Here is a 21,715-nt window from a genome sequence, read left to right as displayed (position 1 = left end):
TTTCACTATTACTGGGTAGCCACTTGGGGATTACCTCGGTATAATTCCCGATGAACCAATCTCTATGGGTGAATGGGGAGACTCTTAATTTCCCCATTTTTTTTCAGCCGTCTTTGCTAGCAGTAATGTGAGTTGAGCCTACGGGATTACGGATATACGTTCCAGCGGGATAATCGCCAGATTTATCGGCGGTTGGATGTCAACCGCCCCTCTGAGCGATGCTTGAGAGATTTCGCATTCTCTTGACTCCGGAATTTTCGGCATCAGAGCCTATCGATTCCTGGGACGAAAGTTGTTGCTGTTACACTAGGTTAGCGCCAGCAACGGTTCCGAACCAATGGAGTAAAACCCATTGCCCGACCACCTTGAGGCGTTAACCTCGAACGTTGGTGGACGACAATCCGGGGAACCTACCAGACTGTACCAAGGTCTTTGGGGATATATCGAGTAGCAAATCTGCGTGGAGAGGGGAAAAATAATGGCTGATCGACATGATGCTTCTAACAGATTCTCTCGTCGTTGCCGGACAGTAGAGCCATTGACGGTCGTTTCCTCTTTGCGCCTGGGTTGGGTCGCTAGCTTGCTGCTGATGGGGGCTACCCTAACAGTGCCGCTGATCGCGATCGCCAATGACACGCCTCAACCGGGGGCAATTGCCCAACTGCCAACGAATAGCTCTGTTCTTTTCGTCAACCCTGGTAGCGGTAGCGATAGTTCCAGTGCCGGTCGTACCCCTGGAAGTGCCTTTCGTACCATCTCCTACGCCCTGCAAGTTGCACAACCAGGCACGGTGATTCAATTAGCTGCGGGTACCTATAATGCTCAGAGCGGTGAGACTTTCCCCTTGATGGTGTCACCAGGAGTCAGCTTACGAGGCGATGCCAAGCAATCTCAAACGATTGTGATTACAGGCGGGGGCTTCTTTGTCAGTCCCTCCTTTGCCCGTCAAAACGCAGCTATCCTAGCTCAAAAAGGGAGTCAGATTATCGGTGTGACGGTGACCAATGCCAATATCAGAGGCACCGGCATCTGGGTGGAGTCAGCAGACCCCTTGATTTTGAACTGTACCTTTGTCGGCAGTCACCGGGATGGGGTGTTCGTTACGGGGAGCAGCAACCCCAAGATTCTGAGTAATACGTTCCTGAAAAATGGCGGCAACGGCGTATCAATTACTCGTGCAGCTCAGGGAGAAATTCGCAGCAACCTGTTCCAAGAAACTGGCTTTGGTTTAGCGATTGGCGGTGTCTCTGCCCCCCTTGTAATTGATAACAAGATTCGCCAAAATCGCGATGGCGTGGTGGTGACGGATATGGCGCGCCCCGTATTACGGGGAAATGTGATTGAAAAGAATGCCCGCGATGGGGTTGTGGCCATTACCAATGCCCAGCCTGATCTAGGCACAACCAGTAGTCCCGGTAATAACACGATTCGTCTCAACAGCCGAAACGATCTGTACAATGCTACCCGCAGTAATACCTTGGCAGCGGTGGGCAACACCCTCGACCCCAAAAAAATCTCCGGTCGAGTGGAAATGCAGTCTGCCCAAGTGCCATCTGCCAGTCCTACAGCAGCAGTACTCCCCACTGTGGTGATGCCCAACCACGCTGTGAAGTAAGCCTTGGCTAAGGGTGGCGTTGACGCTTAGCAACCCGTTGCTCACGCCGGAACAGCCAGATCATCAGAGCCGTCACTCCTAACTGTAACCCGAGATTGGGGAGGGCGGCTTCCACGTCGCGGCCAGCCATCACCTGGGTCAAAAAGACAAAGCCACCGATCGCTCCAGAACCACCACAAACGAGATAGACAAACTGCCTCAGACCCCGGTAGGGGGCGATCGCCTCAGCTTTGAGATAGGCGTACTGATCTGAGTTCTGGGGACGGGAGGAGGGAGAAGAGGGGTCAGACATAGGGAACCTCAGCGTTCGTAGGAGTAAATATCACCAGGTTGCTGAAAGAGAGCGGTGGAGCGTTGAGCCAGCATTTGAATCTCTGCCGCGTCTAATTGCCAGGTAAATGCTTCCGCATTCTGGTGAATTTGTTGCCGATCCAGGGTGAGTCCACAGATGACGGCCTGAACCCCTGGTTGTTGTCTCACCCAGTTGAGCGCCACCTGGGAAATTGGTTTTTGGTGTTTTCGTGCAACTTGCAGCAGCGTCCCAAAAAACTCCTGCACCCGCGCCCAACCCCCATCGGGATTGGATCATGCTGCTGTAATAAAAACCTACGGGCGTGATCGGCTTCTACCTTGGGGGCAGCAACCCCACAAAACGTGTCAGACAGATAGCCCCCCGCAAGAGAGCCATAGGTGAGCAGACCAATTTGATGTTGGAGACACAATGCCTGCATGGACAGTTCAACCCGGCGATCAATGAGGCTGTACTGGACTTGATGGCTGCTAATGTTGGCATATTGCAAAGCCTTTGCCAGCATTGGGGTATTAAAGTTTGTGACCCCCAGACGCCTAATTTTCCCCTGATCTAGCAGGTCTTGAAACACAGCAAACGTGGATGCAAAGTCTAGGTGGGGGTGATGCCAGTGAACCTGGACGCAATCCAGGCGATCGCGATGGAGATTCCGTAAGGAAGCTTCTACCTTGCTACGAACTTGGGCAGGGGTGGGGTTTTCTTCCAAAAAGATGGCTTTGGTATAGACGAGACAGTCTCGCCCCGCCAGTAACTGGCCCAGCAACCGTTCACTGCGGCCATAGATGTCGGCAGTATCAAACTGATTGATGCCCAAGGCCAAATAGGTGTCGAGGGCTCTTTCCACCTGATCCACCGTCAAGGGAGCCCAACTGCGATCATCCAGTTGCCAGCAACCCACCATCAAGGGTTTCAGGTGAAAATTAGCAGGGGAATGATTCATCCCGGATGCCCTCATCAGAAGCAAATCGACACAGTTATTCAATGAAAATCAGGGCTGGGGAAGCGGACTATCGCTCTGCCATGATAGCCCTATTCTTTATTCTCATGGTTTTGAGCCGTCTGAAATACCAGGGAGAGAATTCTCAACGTGAAGATTTTAATGCTGCGTCATGGTCAATCTTGGGGCAATCTCCAACAGCGGATGCAAGGTCATGGAGAAGAGGCTCTCTCTAGGCTCGGCCAGCAGCAGGTGCAAAGGCTGGGTCAGCGGCTCCTAGCTGAGTCGTGGTGGCCCAGCCAAATCTATAGTAGTCCTCTGCGGCGGGCACAGCAGACAGCAGAGCAGCTGCGTGGGGTGTTCCTAGCTGCGGGGGCAGGGGCTGACGGGTCAGGTTGCCCCCTGCCCCCGGTGCAATATGACTCGGCACTCGAGGAATTTCAAAATGGCATCTTTCAAGGATTGACCTGGCCAGAGGCTCAAATTCACTATCCAGAACTGTGCCAAAGCTTAGAGGCCACCTTAGACTGGCTGCCGATTCCAGGGGCAGAATCCCTGATCGAGGGTCGTCAGCGAGCCCATGGATTTATCCAACAATTGCTCCAGCGACATATGAATTGCGATCACATCTGGATTATCACCCATCAGTGGATCTTGCAGCATTTGATCGCGGCACTCCTTGAGTGTCACCATTCTTGGAAAATTCCAGCGGACTTCACGGCTCTGTTTGAGTTTTCCCTCGATCGCGATCGCTGGCACTGTAGCGGGCACAATCAATTCAACACGGAACTCTGGCAGATTTGCCGGTTTAATGATGCCAGTCATCTCGCAACTGACCTTAGGGCAGCAGGCCAGTGACCCATGGCTCAGACAGGTGGCAGAGTCCCCAAACCAGTCCTGCCATCCCTAGCCACATGAGCATACACAGACGAGTCAGGTGCAAGGCCTGATAGATATGAAGCGGGGCGATCGCCCTCACCGGATCTCCCAATAAGGGCTTGAATTTAGCCACTCCGCGATACCAGTTGGTGCCTCCCATTTGTACCCCCAAAATTGCCGCGTAGGCGGTCTCGCTCCAGCCGGAATTGGGGCTGGGGTCAGGGGGGGGCATCTCGCCAGCAAAGTCGCCAAACCGTTCTGGGTTTACCCGCAATCAAGGCCAAGGTCAAAATCGTCAGCCGACAGGGCACCCAGGTGAGACCATCTTCCATGCGAGCACTGAACCAGCCCAGGTAGGTGTAGGGGGGCTCCCGGTAGCCCACGGTGGAATCGAGGGTGCTCGCGGCTTTATAGGCAAGTGCCAGGGGCACACTGCCCACCCCTGGCAGAGCAGCTCCTAGAAGCCCATAGAACAGAGGAGCCATCACCCCATCGGTGGCATTTTCGGTCACCGTTTCAAGAATGGCTCTGAGAATTTCAGCAGCCTCTAAATGCTCCGTATCTCGACCGACATACTGTTGGAGTTGGCGGCGAGCCTGGGGGAGATTGCCCTGCTCAAGGGGGGTGAGCACGTCTACCGCTGCTGCCCGCAAGCTGCGAGCAGCCAGGCAGGAGGCTAGGAGAATACTTTGCGTGCCGATCCCAAGCAAGGGATGGATCTGAGCTGCGAAGGTAACGATCCCCCATCCGATCACGCCGCTACCGATCACCAAGGCCAACCCTAGGAAAGTCCCGGCGACACGCAAAGTCAGCGGTTGGTAGCAATGTTGGAAAACCCAGTGGGTATATCCCGCGATCGCCCAACCCATGACTTGGACGGGGTGTAGCCACCCCCATGGATCGCCAATCCAAAAGTCCAAAAGCGCAGCCAGCACCAGGGGAACAACCGTTGACAAGGAGCCATGATTCATTGCTGTTATGGTTGCCCTGAGCTACTAAAGATAAGGGGAATCTGGCGGTTGTAACTGATGAATATTGTCTTCCCAATTCAGCCCATCAAACTCAGTAACGGCAAAGCGATCGCGCAAATCCCCATCTAAACAATGAACATTGACATCAAACTGGTCGGGATGGGAGCGAGGGCGATAAAAGGAGTGGATGCCACAGATACGGCAAAAGGTATGCTGGGCGGTTCCGGTATTAAAGGTGTAGGTTGTCAAAACTTCCGCCCCCTGTAACAAGGTGAAATTTTCAGGGGGAACAATCAGGTGTAAAAAACCTTTCTTCAGACAAATGGAGCAATTACAGGCCGTTGCTTCATGGCGATCAACCCCAACCTGAAATCGCACTGCTCCACAATGACAGCCCCCTTGATAGACGTTGCCATGGTCAACGGTTCGATGTGACTCACCGACCCAGGCTGCTCTTTGAACATTACCTACCGCTCCAGAATTTTCTAAGCCCATTTCACTGACCTCTCCTGCTGCTCTAAATCATAAAGCTCACTTCCTCACCCTGGGAAGCTTGCCAACTGCGAGCATCAAAATAAAGATCCTCCAATGTGATACTGTACAGGGCTTCTTTGAGTTTTTGATGCAGTCGTCGCCACAGGGTAAAAGTCACCCAATCCCCCACCCCTTCGCGATCGGGGGTGAAGTGGGGGAGCGGCTCAATGTCTTCCCCAACTGCTTCTAAAATCTGTCCTAGGGAGATCTGTGCCATCGGTCGAGCTAATTGATAACCACCTTGGGCACCCCGAACCGCGTTGACCAATCCAGCTCGTCGCATTTCAATCAATAGCTTTTCTAAATATGGGGCTGGGATATCCTGTCGTTGGGCGATCGCCCGCACGGAAGCTGGATCCGATGTGGGCTGTAAGCTGAGATCTAACAGTGCCTTGACACTGTAGTGTCCTCGGGTGGTTAACTTCATCTCAGGCTCCTAGGATTCATGGACTGAAATTGAGATCATAGGATGACTGGTTTCAGATCTTTGGCTCAGCTTCCTATTGATTTTATGGCAGTAGACAACCCAAAGATCTGGGGCAATCAGGGAGATTTTTATCCGACTTAAACCAATTTTTGATGGATGACTGGCAATTCCTTACATCCCGGTTGACCGACATCAGGATCAATCAAACATTCATAGGGTTGATTGCCGAGGCAAATTCCATTGGAACAATCACAATAAAACTGTAGTATAGTTTCATTAGCTGATATTAACCTCTGGTTTCCTTGGCCTCGTCAATATCAGTGATCGAACCTGTGTACACCTCTAAAATTCTGTCTTGGGTTGATGAATAAGAAGAAAAAAATCGAACCCTTAACTGGGGATGCTCTATTGAGCAAAGTAAAGCAGTTAGAAACGCTCAGTAAGGAAGCAAAGGCGCGTGCCTGTGGCTACTTCACAATCACAAAGAATGACGTTGAGCGCGTCAACATGATGAAGTTCTCCAATGCCTTAATTGATGCTGCTGGCATTGAGCTAGATGGCAAGCAAGATGGCAATGGTCGAGGCGGCCGCAGTGCTAGTTACCGAATTAAGGTGCAGTCGAACGGGAATCTACTGATTGGCGCTGCCTATACAAAACAGATGGAGTTACACCCCGGCGATGAGTTTGAAATTTCCCTGGGGCGGAAGCATATTCATCTGAAGCAAATGGATGCCGCTGCTTCCTAAATCCAGTCTGAGATGATAATTTCGCTAAGCATTACGGCGAGGTTTAGCCACACTAGACTGTTTGGAAGACTTCGTGCGGTGGCGCTTGGTTTTGGAGTCCCCGTTAATTGCGGTCGAAGTTGTTTGGGGGGGGCGTTCAGTGCTTCATCCTGGTGCTGACGCAAGGTTGCTGCCTGTGCCAGTAGGGACTCAGCAAAGGCGATCGTCTCCTGCCCAGATTGACCACCCGCCAATTGAGCTAGCTCCTCACGACGCTGTTGTTCATCCAGATAGGTCACTTGAACAAGGGTGCGTAAATCAGTGGCCAATTGATTCGCCTCCGTTATATGTTGACCCTGGGTGGCAACGGACTTGGGTAGGAATTGTTTATCCACGCGAAAGTGATGGGTTGCCATGGCGGCCACAATCGGTTGGTGAGTAACGCATAACACCTGATGGTGCTGACTGAGTTGGTGTAATTTCTGGGCGATCGCCTGGGTCACCCGCCCCGAAACACCGACATCAATTTCATCAAACACGAGGGTGCCGGTGCCATCAACCTGGGAAAAACAGGTTTTGAGGGAGAGAAGAAATCGACTCATTTCTCCTCCCGAGGCCACTGCCGTCAGAGGTTGCAGGGGTTCCCCTGGGTTGGGGCTGAAGAGAAAGGCAATCCGGTCAGCGCCGGTGGCAGTGGGTGAGCTGGGTACAATTTCCACCTGGAACTGCACTTTTTCCATAGCTAGGGGCTTTAGTTCCTCCAACAATCGGGCTTCTAGAATCGAAGCGGCCTGGTGGCGGTACTGGGTAAGTTGGGCACAGGCATCGATCAATGCCGCTTGCCGCTGATCGTAAATCTGCTGGAGTGCCCCGATCGACGCTTCCCCATCCGTGATTGCTGCCAAATCTGCTTGCAACCGTTCATAGGTGGCGATCGCCGCTGCTAGGGTCGGCCCGTACTTGCGACACACCTGTTTCAGTTCAATCAGCCGCTCTTCTACTGCCTGAAGACGCTGGGGGTCGGTTTCAATCCCATCCCCATAGGTACTGATCTGCCGACCGACTTCTTCAATCTGAGCCAGGGCACCGCTGACCAATTCCAGGAGGGGGTGTACCTGAGGGTCATAGCGCCCCATCTCCACCAGTAGGGTTTCGGCTTTACCCAGTAAACTCAGCCGCTGCCACCCCCCCCTGTTCATTGAGATAGAGCGCCTGGTAGACCTGGTAGCTTTGCTGTTGCAGCTCCACACTGTGGCTGAGGCGCTGCCGCTCTTGCTCCAACTGCTCCAACTCATGGGGATCTGAGAGCTGAGCCGCTTTGAGTTCCCGGAGTTGAAACTCAAATAAGTCGAGTTGCTGAGTTCGCTGCAATTCAGTTTGGCGACGTTTTTCCAGGGCTTGCAGGGCTTGTTGGCAGGTCGTAAAATGCACTGCAACCACGCCCCGTTGCTGACTGAGTTCCTCACCCCCGAAGCTGTCCAACCAGTCCCGTTGCATGGCTGCTTGTCCCAGTTGCACGGTCTGTCCCTGGGCGGTGATGGTCACGAGGCGATCGCGGACAAATTCAATCTGCTGCTTATTGACGACCACACCGTTGAGCCGGGAGCGACTGCGCAGACTACTCTGAACCGCCGTCATTTCTCGTGTGCAGATCAAACTGGTGTCATCGATGAGCTCAATTTCCTGCGATCGCAACCAGGTTACCAAAGGGGCATGGAGGGTAAAGGTAGCCTCCACCAGCGCCCGTTCGCTGCCGGTACGAATCATGCGACTGCTGACTTTACCGCCCAGGGCTGCATCCAGGGCATCTAAAATAATCGACTTACCTGCGCCTGTTTCCCCCGTGAGGACATTCAGTCCGGCACCAAACTCTAGTTCCAGGCAGTCAATCAGCGCAAAGTTCTCAATTCTCAAAGACAACAGCATGGAGTTGGAATTGGGGTGTGAAGAGGAAGCCAAGATCTCAACCTGAATCAAAGTCTAGTGCAAGCAGTCCGATTCTCCCAGGGGAAGGTTTGGGTGCCAATTTTACGTTAGTGGGTTTCTGTGATCAGAAAGGCGATCAAACTGGCTATGCTCAGAAAGTGGTCTTGGACAATCGCCTTTGAGCTTTCGCAATTAAAGCAGTTGCTAATATAGCAATCCCAAAGTATTTGAAATCAACCTTGCTCCCCTCGCCCGCTCTGGGAGAGGGGTTGGGGGTGAGGGTCTTCCACAAATCATATAGGATTGCTATAGATGACGATTGCCTAGACTAGATCGTTGTCTATGCAAGGCTGCAATCGTGCTGTTGACCTTGTCCCCAAAAAATGGACCGGTAATTTAATGCCATCTGCTGATCTAGCATATGCCAATAATTCTCCTCACACTGAACTGGGGCAAGATATCCATTCGTGGAGTGGATTTGAAGTGGTTTCGGGTCGCGGCGTCAGGCTATCCGTGCTAAGAGGTCAATTGAAACGATGGGTCGGGTTGAGGGTCGATATGGGTTTGTTTGAACCATCGGCGGCGGGCGCTTTCGGTCAGATCCATTTCCTTGGCAACCAGGGTGACGGGCTTGCCAGATTGAGTGACGATGGGAGCTGCCTCAGCTTTCTGCTCGTCTGTCAATGAAAGTCATGCCGTCCACATCCAAAAGATGATGCACAGGTCAAGGCGGGCTAGACTGTTATCCATGGCTGAGACTACTTAAAACACAATACGTTGAGCTTCAGTCTCAGCTTTAATGAGGGTTACCTTTTCCCATCGGACTCACGTCTATTGATGAATCGGTTGCGGTATAGAAAGCATCACCATTCTGACTGGCGATGTTACCCCAAAGGAATTCCTCGATCACTGTATGAACCCCACCCCCACAGCATTCCATTCCCCCTCTGGGCAAGAAATTTATCAACGGCTTTCCACCAACATTCAGACGGTGATGAGAGGACAATCTGTTGCCACTCGCAAATTGCTGGCAGCCTTTGCCAGTGGGGGTCATGTGCTGCTAGATGATTACCCTGGAACGGGTAAAACAACCCTCGCAAAGGCATTAGCTTTTTCGGTAGATGTCACCTTTAAGCGCATCCAATTTACCCCTGACCTTTTGCCCTCAGATATTTTAGGGGTATCGATTCTCAACCAGAGCGATCGCAGTTTTCATTTCCATGAAGGTCCGATTTTCGCCAATGTGGTGCTAGCAGACGAGATCAATCGAGCCTCCCCCCGCACCCAATCTGCCTTGCTAGAAGCAATGGCAGAAGCTCAGGTCAGTATTGACGGTGAACTGAGGAAACTACAAGAGCCGTTTTTCGTGATTGCGACCCAGAACCCTGTGGAATCCCGTGGCACCTATCCTCTCCCGGAGGCACAGATGGATCGGTTTGCCCTCCAGTTTGGTCTGGGTTATATTTCACCGGAAGCCGAGGTTGATATCCTTTCTGACCAGATTCAAACTCATCCCATTGACGCACTGAAGCCCTGTATTTCCATTGGTGAAGTCATTGACTTAAAAGAACAAGTAAAACAGATTAGAGTCAGCCAGGAGATGAAACGCTATTTGGTGGATCTGGTGAATGCCACGAGATCGGCTACCGGAGTCCAATTAGGTGCCAGTCCTAGAGCCTCGATCGCCCTGATGAAAATTGCTCAAGCCCTGGCACTGTTTGATGGCTACGAATTTGTCACCCCTGACCAGATTCAAGAATTAGCCGTGCCTGTGATTGCCCATCGTTTGGTATTGGAATCACAAGCCCGGTTTGCAGGGAGAACCGCAGACACAGTGGTAGAAGAAATTTTGCAGTCCCTTCCGGTTCCGGCTTAAAAAACTGTCCCCTCTCTTTTATCATTTTTTGAGATTTAGTTATACCGTGCAATGCTGGTTGACCCGAAGGTTTACGAATACTGGTTTGGTGGTGCTGGGCTGTTTGCTGTTGACGGTGCTACTGGGGGGAGATACGAACCATAGCCTGACTTATCAGATCTTTCCCTTTTTGTTGTCATTGCTGGTGCTCGCGATCGCTGTTAGTCTCTCAGTGCGCTATGGGTTCAATGCGAGGCGGATGCTGCCGCGCTTTGGGACGGTGGGGGTGCCGCTGACGTACCGAGTGGCAGTCCAACTGAACAGCCAGCGATCGCAAACCGGATTTCGCCTGCTAGAAGAATTTGCTGACCCCCGCCCCCGTTTGGCGGAAGTACGGGAATCGCCGGAACCCCTGGTACCTATGGGATTTGCAATTGGCCGCCTGCTTGGACTCAACCGTTGGTTCTGGCTGCTTGACCGCAAACAGGGAGCACGGGTAAAACCTGTAGAAGTAGCGTTACTGCATCCCAACCGGACAACGGATGTCGTCCTAGAACTCATCCCCCGTTGCCGGGGAGTACTACGATTTAGGGGTTTGACCCTTGCCCGTCCCGACCCACTGGGGTTGTTCCAGGCTTTTCGAACGATCTCCCTGCCACAGTCCCTCTTAATTCTGCCCCGCCTCTATCAACTGCCCCCGATTGCCCTCCCAGGAACCCGACGGTATCAATCCGGTGGGATAGCACTGGCTTCATCGGTGGGGGACACGGAAGAATTCCGCTCTCTGCGGGAATATCGCCCCGGTGATTCCCCCCGTAAAATCCATTGGAAAAGCTGGGCAAAAACGGGTAAGGCGATCGTCAAAGAAGAACAGGATGAATTTTTTGTCCGCCACGCCTTAATTCTGGATACGTTTCAGAGTCAGGCCTATAGCGAAATTTTTGAAGCTGCGATCGCCGTTGCGGCCTCCTTTGCCTGTGAGATTCAGACCCAGGAATCGCTGTTGGACTTGATGTTTGTCGGTCTGGAAACCTACTGTTTCACCATTGGCAGAGGCCTGAGTCATACCGACCGGATGCTGGAGATTCTTGCATCGGTGACTGCCTGCCGCGACAAGCCCTTTGACGACCTGATTGGCGCTGTCATCAATCGGAGCACCCTATTAAGCGGCTGTATTGGTGTGTTTTTATCCTGGGATGACTCTCGCCAGCAACTCGTTCGTCAACTCCAGGCAATGCGATTACCAACGCTGGTTCTGGTGATCACCGAAAACCCTGAACAGAAGCCAGCTACCATGCACGATTCCCTCACCTCAGTCCTCCATCTCAGGTGGAACCAGATCCAGGAAGGACTGATGCAGCTATGAAGATGCCAGGATTTCTATTAGGTGCAGTCGTACTGTTTTGGGGATGGCAAACTCGGTTGTGGATCCTTGCAGTGCCCATCGCCCTGATCTTGGAAGCGCCCCGGTTTTTCCAATGGCAATGGGAATTCTCGAAGGGCGATTTCCGCCGCATTTTTTAATCTCTGTGTGTTCCTGATGGTGATCTTCTTTATCTATCTGCTGAGGACAGATAGCTCCATGTATTTTGTCTATGTGCTGATGAGGTGGCTACCGGTAATTTTCTTCCCCCTACTGGCAGCTCAGGCCTATTCCACCTGGGATCACATCAATCTTCGAGAGTTATTTACTGGTGATCTGAAGCCGATCGATCCCAGCAACTCCCAGCCCTGGATGCTGAATCTCTCCTACCCCTATTTTGGCCTCTGTTTGTTGGCTGCCAGTGCCGCCAATACCGATGCTTTTTCCTTTTATGGCGGCATGGTAGGTCTATTAGCCTGGGCACTGTGGTTTGTCCGTCCCCGCCGATCGTCCCCTGTTCTTTGGATTTGTCTGCTCCTGATTGCCACAGGCACGGGATATGTCGGACAGTTTGGACTGCATCAACTCCACCTCACCGTCGAACAACAGGTCGTCAATTGGCTTAGCAATTGGAATGGTCAGGGGAGCGATCCCTTGGAAAAAACGACAAATATCGGGGATATCGGCTTCCTGAAGCGTTCCAATGCCATAGTTTTCAGGGTTAGTAGCAAGAATCAGCAAAAGTTCCCGTTACGGTTACGGGAGATGACTTATAACAAGTTCCAGCTTGCCTCCTGGTTGGCGATCTCCAGCCACTTTACCCCGGTACCCGCTGCCTTAAATGGAACCAGCTGGCAGTTGGGCAACCCGGTTGCCAACTCTGGGGCGATCTCAATCACAGCAACCCTGGATCAAGGCAAGGGCTACTTGCCGCTACCGGATGGGACATTTCAGATTGACCAGTTAGCCGCTGCTCAGTTGGAACGAAATCAATACGGCACCGTGAAGCTACAAACCAGAACAAATGATATTACCTATCAGCTTCGATTTGCCCAAGGGATCTCGCTGGATAGTCCCCCCACAGAGGCTGACTTACAAATCCCAGCCCTGGAACGTCCAGCCCTGGAAACTGTCCTCCAGCAACTGGATCTTCGGGAAAAATCTCCTCCAGATATCCTGAAGCAGATCGATGCCTTTTTTCAAACAAACTTTACCTATTCTCTCAATCTGAGTCGGCCCGATCAATCAACCACCCCCCTCTCTGCCTTTCTCCTGTTTCATCGATCGGGGCACTGTGAATATTTTGCCACCGCTACTACCCTGCTCCTGCGAGCCGCTGGCATCCCCGCACGTTATGCCACGGGCTATTCCGTTCACGAATTTAGCCCCTGGGAAAACCAATACATCGTCCGTAACCGCAATGCTCATGCTTGGGCAATGGTTTATCTGAACGGTCACTGGCAAGCCTTCGACACCACCCCGTCTAGTTGGACGAGCCTAGAAGATGGGGCAGCTTCCCCCTGGCAAGCCCTTGCCGATCTCTGGTCACTGGCAAGTTTCAAAATTGTTTCAGGATTGCATCAACTTCAACAGATGATCGGGTTGAACCAATGGTGGTGGTTGATGATTCCGTTGGCTCTGATCCTGATCCGACAATTTGGGCGAACTAAACGGGTCAAGCGTTTTACACCCCCAAGGATCGCAGCCAGGGAGATCGCCCACAATTCTGCCATGGGTAACGATTCCGCATTCTACTTAATTGAACAGACGCTGACCGCATCGGGCTTAGGCCGCTATCCCTACGAGTCTCTGAAAGCCTGGATCAAACGCATCGGTGAAGCGTTATCCGTTTCTCAGATCGCCGACTTGCAGGCGATCGTTGAACTCCATTACCGATATCGCTTTGATCCGCAGAGCGCTGATGCAACAATCAGAACCCGATTAAAGGTGCTGAGTCAGACCTGGCTCGATCACTTTCACCAGTCTATTTCCTCCAAACCAATAACCTAGGACTGATCATGCCGTAAGGCGTTGAGCACTGGGGGGATCGTATGTTCAAAGTACTGCCTAGACTTTGCTAAACCTCCGAGATGGCAAACAACATTGATGATTTCAGTCACGTGACGGATTAGGAGAGTAATGTCCTCTTCAGACAATTACTGGAGATTTTTTGCAGAAACAGTCTGACACCTACAATGTTGGTAGGAAGCAACACTGCCAGCCCTGATCGATGACGACACTCCCCAAGTTCCGGAGACGGCCAGTGATCGGTGCCAGGAGTCTCTGTTACAATACTTTACAAAACTGCTCCTCTCCAGGCTACCTCCATGCGTGTCCAGCCGATTGATCCCACATTACCGCCAGCTGAGATTCCTGGGGAAGTGCAGCCACTTGCCACTGTTTCACCTTCGCCCTATGTTCTTTGGGATACCCCCGAAACAGAAGCTCTGCGGTACGACCCCCTGGTCATCACCCACCATTATGACCAGCACCCCCGACAGGTTTGGGAACGAATTATGCGGATTCTCTGGCCGTCGTTGCTCTTTGTCTTGAGTTTGTGGTGGGATCGCTTGACGGGGCAGACTCAAGATCACCAGCGGCAGCAGGCAGTGCAATTGCGAGAGTTGCTGACGCAATTGGGACCAGCCTACATCAAAATTGGTCAGGCACTTTCGACTCGCCCTGATCTGGTTCCCCCCCGTCTATCTGGAGGAACTCTCCCAACTCCAGGATCAACTGCCCCCCTTCCCCAACGACGTTGCATTCCAATTTATTGAAGAAGAGCTGGGGGCTCCCCCGGATGAAGTTTACGCAGAACTGACCGCCGACCCAATTGCTGCGGCCTCCCTGGGGCAGGTTTACAAAGGCAAGCTCAAAACGGGTGAGGTGGTTGCGGTCAAAGTGCAGCGTCCCGATCTAGCCCAGCGCATTGCCATTGACATTTACATTCTCAGATCCCTTTCTGGATGGGCGCAGCGCCGGTTCCAACGCATCCGCAGTGACCTGGTAGGAATCGTGGATGAGTTCGCCGCCCGAATTTTTGAGGAGATGGACTACACCCATGAAGGGCATAACGCCGAGCGGTTTGCTGAACTCTACGGCCACAACAAAGAGATTTATATTCCCCGGATCTACTGGCAGTATACCCGGCGGCGGGTGCTGACCATGGAATGGATTACGGGCACCAAACTCACCCAACTGGAGGCGATTCGCGCCCAGGGGATTGATGCCACCCATTTGATTGAGGTAGGGGTGCAATGCTCCCTGCGCCAGTTGATGGAATACGGCTTTTTCCATGCCGACCCCCATCCTGGAAATTTACTGGCGATGCCCGATGGCAGACTGGCCTACCTAGACTTTGGGATGATGAGCGAAGTTGAAGTGCCGCAGCGTTATGGACTCCTACAAGCCATCGTCCACATGGTCAACCGAGACTTTGAGGGGTTGGCACAGGACTATGTGAATCTAGGATTTCTGACGGAAGATACGGATCTCACCCCCATTATTCCGGCGATGGCAAAGGTCTTTGGCAATGCTCTGGGAGCCAGTGTCGCCGAGTTGAACGTCAAGAGCATTACCGATGATCTGTCGGCGCTGATGTATGAGTATCCCTTTCGGGTGCCCGCCTTTTATGCCTTAATTATTCGATCGCTGGTCACCCTAGAAGGGATAGCCATTAATATTGACCCTAACTTCAAGGTTCTGAGCAAAGCCTATCCCTACGTTGCCAAGCGCTTACTCACTGACCCTGCTCCTGAACTGCGGGACTCCCTCCGAGATCTGCTGTTCAAAGACGGATATTTTCGCTGGAATCGGCTGGAGAATTTGCTACGGAATGCCCCTAACAGTGGAGATTTCAACCTCAATCAAGTCGTGGATCAGACCGTTGATTTCCTGTTTTCGGAGCGGGGATACTTTATTCGTGAGCAACTCGTCAATGAAGTAACCAGAAGTCTAGATGCCCTAGGCCGCAATCTGGTTCAGAATCTCACCGCTGTTTTACAAGAGCGGGTGGGCCTGGCGGTGCATAAAACGGCGGCTCCTGCCGAAGAGCAGCAAAGCTTGGAACACTTCCAGCGGATCTGGTTGCTCCTGCGGGAAACCCCTGGCTTTGACCCCACCCGCTTGCTGCCGCTGATTCCCCAGTTACTGATGAAGCCAGAGGCACAACTGATGGGGCGTGAAATTATCGGGGGGCTAGCCCAGCGCGCGATCGCGCGGTTGATTCGAGAAGTGTTACTGGCAGAGGTAGTACTCCCCACTCCCATACAGCCCCGCCCTCGCTAGACTCTCTGAGGATCACTTCACTGGGTCGCCAGGGAACTCAGGAGGGTGTCAACGCCGGCATTGGCTTCCAAAAAAGAGAACAGGTGTTTATAGCGAAGATGTCCTTCCTGATCCAGCACGAACTGGGCGGGTAAGGGGGCTCCCAGGGCCTGACCCACACCATAGGCGCGAAAACTCAGACAGTCTGAATCGCTCAACAGGGGGAATTTCAGCCCCAAATCTTGAACCACGGTCAGACTTTGCTCCCGATCGGTGCTAGTGATCATCAACACTTCGGCTCCCTGGCGGGTAAACTCTTCGTAGCGGCCATTCAGGGCTTGAATGTGGGGAAAACACAGAGGGCAGTAAACTTTGGCGCTAAAGATCCGGGTAAAGGCCACAATCACGGATTGCTTTCCCCAGTAGTCCGATAGCTTCACCGATCGCCCGTGGGTGATATCGGACAACTCAAAGTCCGGCGGCACGGCTCCTAGAGTCAGAAGGTTGGTGGCCGGGATCGGGAAAAAGTTGTGGAAGAAGCGCTGAGTGAACAAATGCTTGAAATCAATCGCAGTCAACATGGCTCGGGCACCTCGTCAATTGCTGGATCGTGATTAATTAACTTTCCCACTCCACCCAATGCAGGAGGGACTGAGCTGTGCCTGAATTTAAACCGCTGCGAAGAAGGTCTTCGACTTCACCGGATCAGGATTCATCGTTTTGTCACCGGGCTGCCATCCCGCCGGACAGACTTCATCGGGGTGAGATTGGACGTGCTGAATTGCCTGGAGGGTGCGCAGGGTTTCGTCCACACTGCGACCAAAGGAGAGATTGTTGATGGTGGCGTGTTGCATTACCCCATCTTTGTCAATAATAAACAGTCCTCGCAGGGTAATCCCCGCATCGGGATCTAGGACATTGTAGGCAGCTCCGATTTCCTTCTTGATATCAGAGACTAGGGGATAGGCCAGATCGCCGACCCCCCCCAATTTGCGATCGGTTTGAATCCAGGCCAGGTGAGAAAACACACTGTCAACCGATACACCCAGAACCTCTGTATTCAGCGACTTAAATTCCTCGTAGCGATCGCTAAAAGCGGTAATTTCCGTGGGGCAGACAAAGGTAAAATCCAGGGGATAGAAAAATAACACCACGTATTTGCCCCGGTAATCCGACAGTTTGAGGGTCTTAAATTCTTGATCAATAACTGCTGTGGCGATGAAGTCCGGGGCTGATTGACCCACTCGGATACAGCTTGCTCCATCAAAGGTCATGAATTCATCCTCCTAACGATATCGAACCGCTAAGAATATATCATAGTCATAACGATTTTGATTAAGCCTGGGTTGCCAACAACAGAAGCCCCACCTGTGATCCATGAGGGATAGCACAGAGTAGGGCTAGGGACGCAGTTAGGAGGTATCTTGCCCTCCAACTTATCCGCAGAAAATCAGAATCACTGGACTTTTAATAAGTTCTTAAACTTATCTGAGTACTTTAGTAGGCTGTTTACTTCTGTCCGAGTTTTGGCATCCCATCTAGATTAATTAAGGGCAAGGCTCCATTGCCGCCTAAGACCGTAGGGAATTTCCCATCCCATTTTTCGATGGCCAATTTTTGGAGCAGTTCAGGGGTCAGGGTTTCCCGAACTAACCGTTGGGATTCCGCCTGCCCTCGAGCGCGGTTAATCTCTGCCTGGGCTTCGACCGCTGCCTTCTGAGAAATGAACTCTGCCCGTTTGGCATCTTGTTCGGCAATTTGCTTTGCCTCCACTGCCTCGCTAAACCGCTGGGAAAAATGCACATTCACCAGGGAAATATCATCTACTGCTAGTTGATAGTTTGCTAGTCGCTGGGTGAGGGTTTCATCCACCCCGGCCTTGACTTCTCCTCGCTTGGTGATAATTTCTTCGGCGGTGTATCGAGCCATCACGGCTTTTAAGACTTCTTCCACCGCTGGGTTGATCACCCGTTGTACTACCTGAAGTTCATCCCCAATCTGTTGAAAGACGGTATTCGCCTGATCGGGTTTGATGTGCCAGTTCAACGCCACATCGGCAAACACATCCTGTAAGTCTTTTGAAGCTGCTTGGGTGGGAAATTGATGTTTCTGGACGCGAACGCTGAGGGTTTTGACCGTAGTGACCACGGGGACAATTGGGTGCAGTCCTTCTCCCAGCACTTGCTCTTGCACCTTGCCAAATTGCATCAGCACCCCTCGTTCACCTGCATTGACAATTACAAAGGGCTTGAAGACCGTAATTAACATCAGCAATAGTATCGCTAGCACTATCAGCAGGCTAGTGCCGGGAATCGAAACAGAACGGCTGGAATTCATGGGTAGTAGACCTCACGAGTTTTTTCAAACAATGGGAATTGGATGGCAGGCTCTTGGAGCTAGTGGCCTGGGTTCTGGTCGATAGACAACGCTATCTCATCCCCCCGCTCGGTGCAAACCCTCAACAGACTCAGGATAGAACAAATTCTCCAGACAACCGGAGGCAGTCGTTAAAATGTGGAAAAGAGATCCATCAGGTAGCGCCAATGATCCCCATCGTTATTGAACAGTCTGGTCGGGGCGAACGCGCCTTCGACATTTACTCACGGTTGCTGCGGGAGCGCATTGTCTTCCTTGGACAGGCCATCGACAGTGATGTTGCCAACCTGGTTGTGGCACAATTATTGTTTTTGGATGCCGAAGATCCCGAAAAGGATATTTTTCTCTACATCAATTCTCCCGGTGGTTCTGTAACAGCTGGCATGGGAATTTTTGACACGATCAATCAAATCCGTCCCGATGTTTCCACTATTTGTGTGGGCTTGGCGGCCAGCATGGGGGCGTTTCTCTTGAGTGCGGGAACCAAGGGCAAGCGCATGAGTCTGCCTCACTCTCGGATCATGATCCACCAGCCCTTAGGGGGTGCCCAGGGGCAGGCAACGGATATTGAAATTCAAGCTCGGGAAATTCTCTACCACAAGCAACAGCTAAATCAGTGGCTAGCCCAACACACGGGGCAACCCCTAGAGCGAATTCAAGAAGACACGGAACGGGACTTCTTCATGTCCGCGGAGGAAGCTCAGGACTATGGACTGATTGATCAGGTGATTGACCGTCGCCCGTCGGCGACCCGTCCCCTGGCAGCGGTCAACTAGTCGTTTGTCAACTGTTTGCTGATGGACAACGTGGTTTAAAGCGAGTTATTTTTTGAGGGTTTTTAACCCTCAAAATACTCTTTGCAAACTAATTTCATGTTAGAACAGCGACTCCTGGGGTGACGTTTGGGCTTCGAGATAGTGCAAAAATTCCAGGAGTTCTGCGTCGGTGAGTTGCTGGCGCGATCGCTTTTTGTAAGTCTGGAGCAGATAGCTGCGGCCTTGGGCATCAGTCCACCCTAAACGCTTCATTTCAATGCTAGTTTGAGCAATCACATCTGAAAGATCAATCGGGGCGGTCTGCACGGATGCCGTCTGAGGAACCGCCTGGTAGTTGTTTGCGATTGGCTCAACGGGACGGGTTTTTCGCGTTGGGCTGTTACTTTTACCGGATCGATTGCCAGTACTGTGAGGTGGCTGCGTTTCCGGGTAGTTGATTTCCGGATCAGCGGACATTGTCCATTCTTCAGCTCGACCCATTTCCGGGTGTGTCTGGATGAATTGCCCCGTATCCGGATCGGCCACTGGGCTGGGCTGTAGCTCAATGGGTTGTTCCAAGAGGCTGCCCTGCAGGGCAGGATACTCACGACTGGCGAAACTATTCGATGGTGGTGCCGACCGCTCTGAGCTTTGATGATTGGTCATCAGCCGCACCTGGACTTCACAAGCGGAGGTCAGGGGTGAGGTTTCCGGGGGGGTAACCCGATGGGACGGCAAGATGATCCCCAAGACTTCCAAGGCTCTGGCTCTGGCCTGATCCTCTGCCAGTTCTGGGGTATAGGCTGCCGCCATCCCCGTTGCCAGGGTAGATCCGCCCACCTGAACTAGGGCACGGACAATAAATTTCCCCTCGTGAATTTGCAGTAACTCGGCGATCAGTCCTGCGGTAGGGTAACGAGACTGAAACTGTTGGTAGATGACTTGATGGGGAGAGAGTGACTGTGCTGCCCCATCGGTTCGCTGTAGGGACATGGCCTCTGATGGAGTGCCTATCAGAGTGTGGGTGACTTCATGTCCATAGGGATGACTACTGAGAGTCGAAGCATGCATAGCGATGCCAACAGATTGAAAATGTGGCTCCAGATTAGCTGGCGGTTTGTCTATTCTATAGTCGGGTTTAGGTCGCTGAACCCAATTCTGAGGGGAAATTTGCATTGTCAAAATTGAGGGCGGGACTAGAAAAAGATCGGGGGTGGACAATGGGATGCATGCCGATGCCATGATCGGAGAGTGGCCTAGCTCCAGAGGAACGGCTACACCCATGATCATTGCTCAGAGAGCCTGTTAGCCAGCCCCCATTGTTGCCAGATGACCCAGGGAAGTACCCATGACGCGACATACCCGCCAATCCGGGAGAACATCAGAGCCCAGTCCTTGGTAGAAGGCGATCGCGGGTGCATTCCAGTCCAAGACGGTCCACTCTAAACGTCCACATCCCCGCTCAACGGCAATTTTTGCCACCTGGCTGATCAGGGCTTTGCCAATGCCTCGGCGGCGATAGTCGGGCTGGACAAATAAATCCTCTAAATACAGTCCCGGTCGGGTGAGAAAGGTCGAGTAGGTATGAAAAAAGAGGGCAAACCCAACTGCATCTCCATCCCACCGTGCCAGGATGGCTTCCCCATAGGGACGGGAGCCAAAAAGATGAGCTGCCAAGTCCTCGGTATTCCCAGTCACGGCATGGCTCAATTGTTCGTAGGCGGCAAGGGCTTGAATCAGTTGGAACAATGTTGGGACATCCGCTGGCATCGCGGGTTGAAGAACCAAGGTCATGAGCAGCCGCTGAAACAGAATCTCCAGTATGCCATTCATTGCCCCACTGCGCGGCAGCATTCCCAACCAGCTTTGAGAGGGAAATCATGACCTCTGAAAATCTAACCCTTAGGATGCTACGCCGTTATGGACGGCTTGATTGGCCGACAATCGTGGGTGCATTTGCCGTGAAAGCCAGATCATGCATTTGAATGGTCAACCAGGGATGCCCCAGATGCAGTGCTGTAAACGGACTCTCAGGAGGAATCATGAGGTTACATTGGACCCACCTAAGCTGGGCTTCAAAATTTCCTGTGAACAACAAAATATCCTGATCGAGACCACTAAAGACATCGCCGCTAATTTTGGACTTGCCCCAGAGGGAAAGGGGTAATCCGGCTGGGCCGTAATCAACTTGGCAGAGGGATCGACTCCCTTGCATGACGCTAACGGTGCGATCGCCCCATGAAAACTCCGCCATTTCCTTCGGTAGCCCCCAAATGTTGCGCCCTCCGGCTAAGGAATCGGAATCATCTACATAGATATGAGAAATCCAGGTGCCAATTTGATTGCCATACCTTACCAGTGCCGCTCCCACAATCAACTCATGATATTGCAGGGTTGAATTGGCCTCATAGACTGAGAGGTAAAGCGCCCCGAAGGTTTTACCCGGCAATACTGAGACAATCTCAAAATCCCCAGGCACCAGGGGTCTTGCCTTTTCTACGTCGATGAGGTGGAACGATACCAACGCATTGCCATAGAGATACCAAGGGGCAGGAGGATAGGTCATGAGTACCAAACTAAACGCAATAATTATTTTTCGGGGGCTACCCCAAGGTACACCTGCTGAGGTGGAAACATGACCCCGCAACCAGAGAGAATTTTCCCGGTGCTCAATACTCACACCAACCTTCAATCATTCCGTCAGCAAGTATAGCCTGCTCTTCAGACGCGAATTGCTCCATACACCCAGCAAGATCTTCCATTGGTTGTGTAATT

At 52.2% G+C, this 21,715-nt stretch carries 19 protein-coding genes and 3 pseudogenes; 8 read left to right on the top strand and 14 right to left on the bottom strand.

Annotated elements, in window-relative coordinates:
- Positions 1-478 precede the first annotated feature (478 nt).
- Positions 479-1,615: a DUF1565 domain-containing protein gene (locus tag DO97_RS15870; protein ID WP_081980799.1), complete on the top strand. Its 1,137-nt coding sequence runs from the start codon at positions 479-481 to the stop codon at positions 1,613-1,615.
- Positions 1,616-1,622: 7 nt separating this feature from the next.
- Here DO97_RS15870 and DO97_RS15865 read toward each other — a convergent pair whose 3' ends face one another.
- The 3 genes from DO97_RS15865 to DO97_RS15860 are packed head-to-tail and all read right to left on the bottom strand — an operon-like array spanning position 1,623 to position 2,865.
- Positions 1,623-1,907, bottom strand: a complete 285-nt coding sequence (locus DO97_RS15865) for a DUF3493 domain-containing protein (protein WP_036535240.1) — start codon at positions 1,905-1,907, stop codon at positions 1,623-1,625.
- An 8-nt stretch (positions 1,908-1,915) separates the two neighbouring features.
- Positions 1,916-2,173, bottom strand: coding sequence for an aldo/keto reductase (locus tag DO97_RS27830; protein ID WP_204368674.1), 258 nt, complete (start codon positions 2,171-2,173; stop codon positions 1,916-1,918).
- Positions 2,092-2,865: an aldo/keto reductase gene (locus DO97_RS15860; RefSeq protein ID WP_204368673.1), complete on the bottom strand. Its 774-nt coding sequence runs from the start codon at positions 2,863-2,865 to the stop codon at positions 2,092-2,094. Before DO97_RS15860 ends, DO97_RS27830 begins: the two co-directional genes overlap by 82 nt.
- 147 nt (positions 2,866-3,012) lie before the next feature.
- Here DO97_RS15860 and DO97_RS15855 point away from each other — a divergent pair, with 147 nt between their 5' ends.
- Positions 3,013-3,720 carry a histidine phosphatase family protein gene (locus DO97_RS15855; RefSeq protein WP_239651792.1) on the top strand — a complete coding sequence of 236 codons (708 nt, stop codon included), beginning with the start codon at positions 3,013-3,015 and terminating at the stop codon, positions 3,718-3,720.
- On the opposite strand, the pseudogene cbiB reads toward DO97_RS15855, so the two are convergent.
- From cbiB to DO97_RS15840, 3 genes and pseudogenes are all read right to left on the bottom strand, one after another.
- Positions 3,701-4,712, bottom strand: a pseudogene (cbiB, locus tag DO97_RS15850) (adenosylcobinamide-phosphate synthase CbiB). The gene DO97_RS15855 and the pseudogene cbiB overlap by 20 nt on opposite strands.
- A 24-nt stretch (positions 4,713-4,736) precedes the next feature.
- Positions 4,737-5,207, bottom strand: a complete 471-nt coding sequence (locus DO97_RS15845; RefSeq protein ID WP_081980798.1) for a GFA family protein — start codon at positions 5,205-5,207, stop codon at positions 4,737-4,739.
- Between the two features lie 22 nt (positions 5,208-5,229).
- A complete protein-coding gene (locus tag DO97_RS15840; RefSeq protein WP_036535235.1) occupies positions 5,230-5,673 on the bottom strand; it encodes an Rrf2 family transcriptional regulator in 444 nt (147 codons plus the stop codon).
- A gap of 363 nt (positions 5,674-6,036) precedes the next feature.
- Between DO97_RS15840 and DO97_RS15835 the strand changes: the two genes are divergently transcribed.
- The gene (locus DO97_RS15835; protein ID WP_036535233.1) at positions 6,037-6,420 is read left to right on the top strand and encodes an AbrB family transcriptional regulator; all 384 of its coding nucleotides are present in this window, start codon (positions 6,037-6,039) and stop codon (positions 6,418-6,420) included.
- Here the strand turns inward: DO97_RS15835 and recN are convergent.
- Positions 6,417-8,325: pseudogene (gene recN, locus DO97_RS31385) on the bottom strand (DNA repair protein RecN). The gene DO97_RS15835 and the pseudogene recN overlap by 4 nt on opposite strands.
- 516 nt (positions 8,326-8,841) lie before the next feature.
- On the bottom strand, positions 8,842-9,009 hold the full coding sequence (locus tag DO97_RS24055; protein WP_036535277.1) for a hypothetical protein: 168 nt from the start codon (positions 9,007-9,009) through the stop codon (positions 8,842-8,844).
- Between the two features lie 229 nt (positions 9,010-9,238).
- Here DO97_RS24055 and DO97_RS15820 point away from each other — a divergent pair, with 229 nt between their 5' ends.
- The 4 genes and pseudogenes from DO97_RS15820 (at position 9,239) to DO97_RS15805 (ending at position 15,830) form a co-directional block, all read left to right on the top strand.
- Positions 9,239-10,201 (top strand): AAA family ATPase, encoded by a 963-nt coding sequence (locus tag DO97_RS15820; protein ID WP_036535231.1) that lies wholly within the window; start codon positions 9,239-9,241, stop codon positions 10,199-10,201.
- 58 nt (positions 10,202-10,259) lie between these two features.
- Positions 10,260-11,546: a DUF58 domain-containing protein gene (locus tag DO97_RS15815; RefSeq protein ID WP_204368672.1), complete on the top strand. Its 1,287-nt coding sequence runs from the start codon at positions 10,260-10,262 to the stop codon at positions 11,544-11,546.
- 216 nt (positions 11,547-11,762) lie between these two features.
- Entirely contained in the window at positions 11,763-13,553 is a 1,791-nt protein-coding gene (locus tag DO97_RS15810) for a transglutaminase-like domain-containing protein (protein WP_052128834.1), read from the top strand.
- 317 nt (positions 13,554-13,870) lie between these two features.
- A pseudogene (locus DO97_RS15805) lies at positions 13,871-15,830 on the top strand (ABC1 kinase family protein).
- A gap of 17 nt (positions 15,831-15,847) precedes the next feature.
- Here the strand turns inward: DO97_RS15805 and DO97_RS15800 are convergent.
- From DO97_RS15800 to DO97_RS15790, 3 genes are all read right to left on the bottom strand, one after another.
- Complete coding sequence (locus DO97_RS15800; protein WP_036535227.1) at positions 15,848-16,390, bottom strand: peroxiredoxin family protein; 543 nt, start codon at positions 16,388-16,390, stop codon at positions 15,848-15,850.
- A gap of 87 nt (positions 16,391-16,477) precedes the next feature.
- Positions 16,478-17,083: a peroxiredoxin gene (locus DO97_RS15795; protein WP_036535224.1), complete on the bottom strand. Its 606-nt coding sequence runs from the start codon at positions 17,081-17,083 to the stop codon at positions 16,478-16,480.
- Positions 17,084-17,318: 235 nt separating this feature from the next.
- Positions 17,319-18,077 (bottom strand): prohibitin family protein, encoded by a 759-nt coding sequence (locus DO97_RS15790; protein ID WP_052128837.1) that lies wholly within the window; start codon positions 18,075-18,077, stop codon positions 17,319-17,321.
- Positions 18,078-18,352: 275 nt separating this feature from the next.
- Here DO97_RS15790 and clpP point away from each other — a divergent pair, with 275 nt between their 5' ends.
- Positions 18,353-18,961: an ATP-dependent Clp endopeptidase proteolytic subunit ClpP gene (clpP, locus tag DO97_RS15785; protein WP_036535222.1), complete on the top strand. Its 609-nt coding sequence runs from the start codon at positions 18,353-18,355 to the stop codon at positions 18,959-18,961.
- A gap of 99 nt (positions 18,962-19,060) precedes the next feature.
- Here the strand turns inward: clpP and DO97_RS15780 are convergent, their stop codons facing one another.
- The 3 genes from DO97_RS15780 to DO97_RS15770 all read right to left on the bottom strand — a co-directional run bounded on the left by DO97_RS15780 (position 19,061) and on the right by DO97_RS15770 (position 21,620).
- Positions 19,061-20,011 (bottom strand): hypothetical protein, encoded by a 951-nt coding sequence (locus DO97_RS15780; protein ID WP_156120617.1) that lies wholly within the window; start codon positions 20,009-20,011, stop codon positions 19,061-19,063.
- 234 nt (positions 20,012-20,245) lie between these two features.
- Complete coding sequence (locus DO97_RS15775; protein WP_036535273.1) at positions 20,246-20,734, bottom strand: GNAT family N-acetyltransferase; 489 nt, start codon at positions 20,732-20,734, stop codon at positions 20,246-20,248.
- A gap of 124 nt (positions 20,735-20,858) precedes the next feature.
- Positions 20,859-21,620 carry an acetoacetate decarboxylase family protein gene (locus DO97_RS15770; protein ID WP_156120616.1) on the bottom strand — a complete coding sequence of 254 codons (762 nt, stop codon included), beginning with the start codon at positions 21,618-21,620 and terminating at the stop codon, positions 20,859-20,861.
- Between the last annotated feature and the right edge of the window lie 95 nt (positions 21,621-21,715).

Source organism: Neosynechococcus sphagnicola sy1 (assembly GCF_000775285.1).
GTDB classification, from domain to species: domain Bacteria; phylum Cyanobacteriota; class Cyanobacteriia; order Neosynechococcales; family Neosynechococcaceae; genus Neosynechococcus; species Neosynechococcus sphagnicola.
Note: the sequence above shows the minus strand (reverse complement) of the source record. Positions and strands in the feature narration are given on the sequence as shown.

What these genes read in the sequence shown, in the direction of transcription:
- DO97_RS15870 (WP_081980799.1), top strand. Translation starts at nt 479, where the DNA reads ATGGCTGATCGACATGATGCTTCTAACAGATTCTCTCGTCGTTGCCGG.
- DO97_RS15865 (WP_036535240.1), bottom strand. Translation starts at nt 1,907, where the DNA reads ATGTCTGACCCCTCTTCTCCCTCCTCCCGTCCCCAGAACTCAGATCAG.
- DO97_RS15860 (WP_204368673.1), bottom strand. Translation starts at nt 2,865, where the DNA reads ATGAATCATTCCCCTGCTAATTTTCACCTGAAACCCTTGATGGTGGGT.
- DO97_RS15845 (WP_081980798.1), bottom strand. Translation starts at nt 5,207, where the DNA reads ATGGGCTTAGAAAATTCTGGAGCGGTAGGTAATGTTCAAAGAGCAGCC.
- DO97_RS15840 (WP_036535235.1), bottom strand. Translation starts at nt 5,673, where the DNA reads ATGAAGTTAACCACCCGAGGACACTACAGTGTCAAGGCACTGTTAGAT.
- DO97_RS15835 (WP_036535233.1), top strand. Translation starts at nt 6,037, where the DNA reads ATGAATAAGAAGAAAAAAATCGAACCCTTAACTGGGGATGCTCTATTG.
- DO97_RS15820 (WP_036535231.1), top strand. Translation starts at nt 9,239, where the DNA reads ATGAACCCCACCCCCACAGCATTCCATTCCCCCTCTGGGCAAGAAATT.
- DO97_RS15810 (WP_052128834.1), top strand. Translation starts at nt 11,763, where the DNA reads ATGTATTTTGTCTATGTGCTGATGAGGTGGCTACCGGTAATTTTCTTC.
- DO97_RS15800 (WP_036535227.1), bottom strand. Translation starts at nt 16,390, where the DNA reads ATGTTGACTGCGATTGATTTCAAGCATTTGTTCACTCAGCGCTTCTTC.
- DO97_RS15795 (WP_036535224.1), bottom strand. Translation starts at nt 17,083, where the DNA reads ATGACCTTTGATGGAGCAAGCTGTATCCGAGTGGGTCAATCAGCCCCG.
- DO97_RS15790 (WP_052128837.1), bottom strand. Translation starts at nt 18,077, where the DNA reads ATGTTAATTACGGTCTTCAAGCCCTTTGTAATTGTCAATGCAGGTGAA.
- clpP (WP_036535222.1), top strand. Translation starts at nt 18,353, where the DNA reads ATGATCCCCATCGTTATTGAACAGTCTGGTCGGGGCGAACGCGCCTTC.
- DO97_RS15780 (WP_156120617.1), bottom strand. Translation starts at nt 20,011, where the DNA reads ATGCATGCTTCGACTCTCAGTAGTCATCCCTATGGACATGAAGTCACC.
- DO97_RS15775 (WP_036535273.1), bottom strand. Translation starts at nt 20,734, where the DNA reads ATGACCTTGGTTCTTCAACCCGCGATGCCAGCGGATGTCCCAACATTG.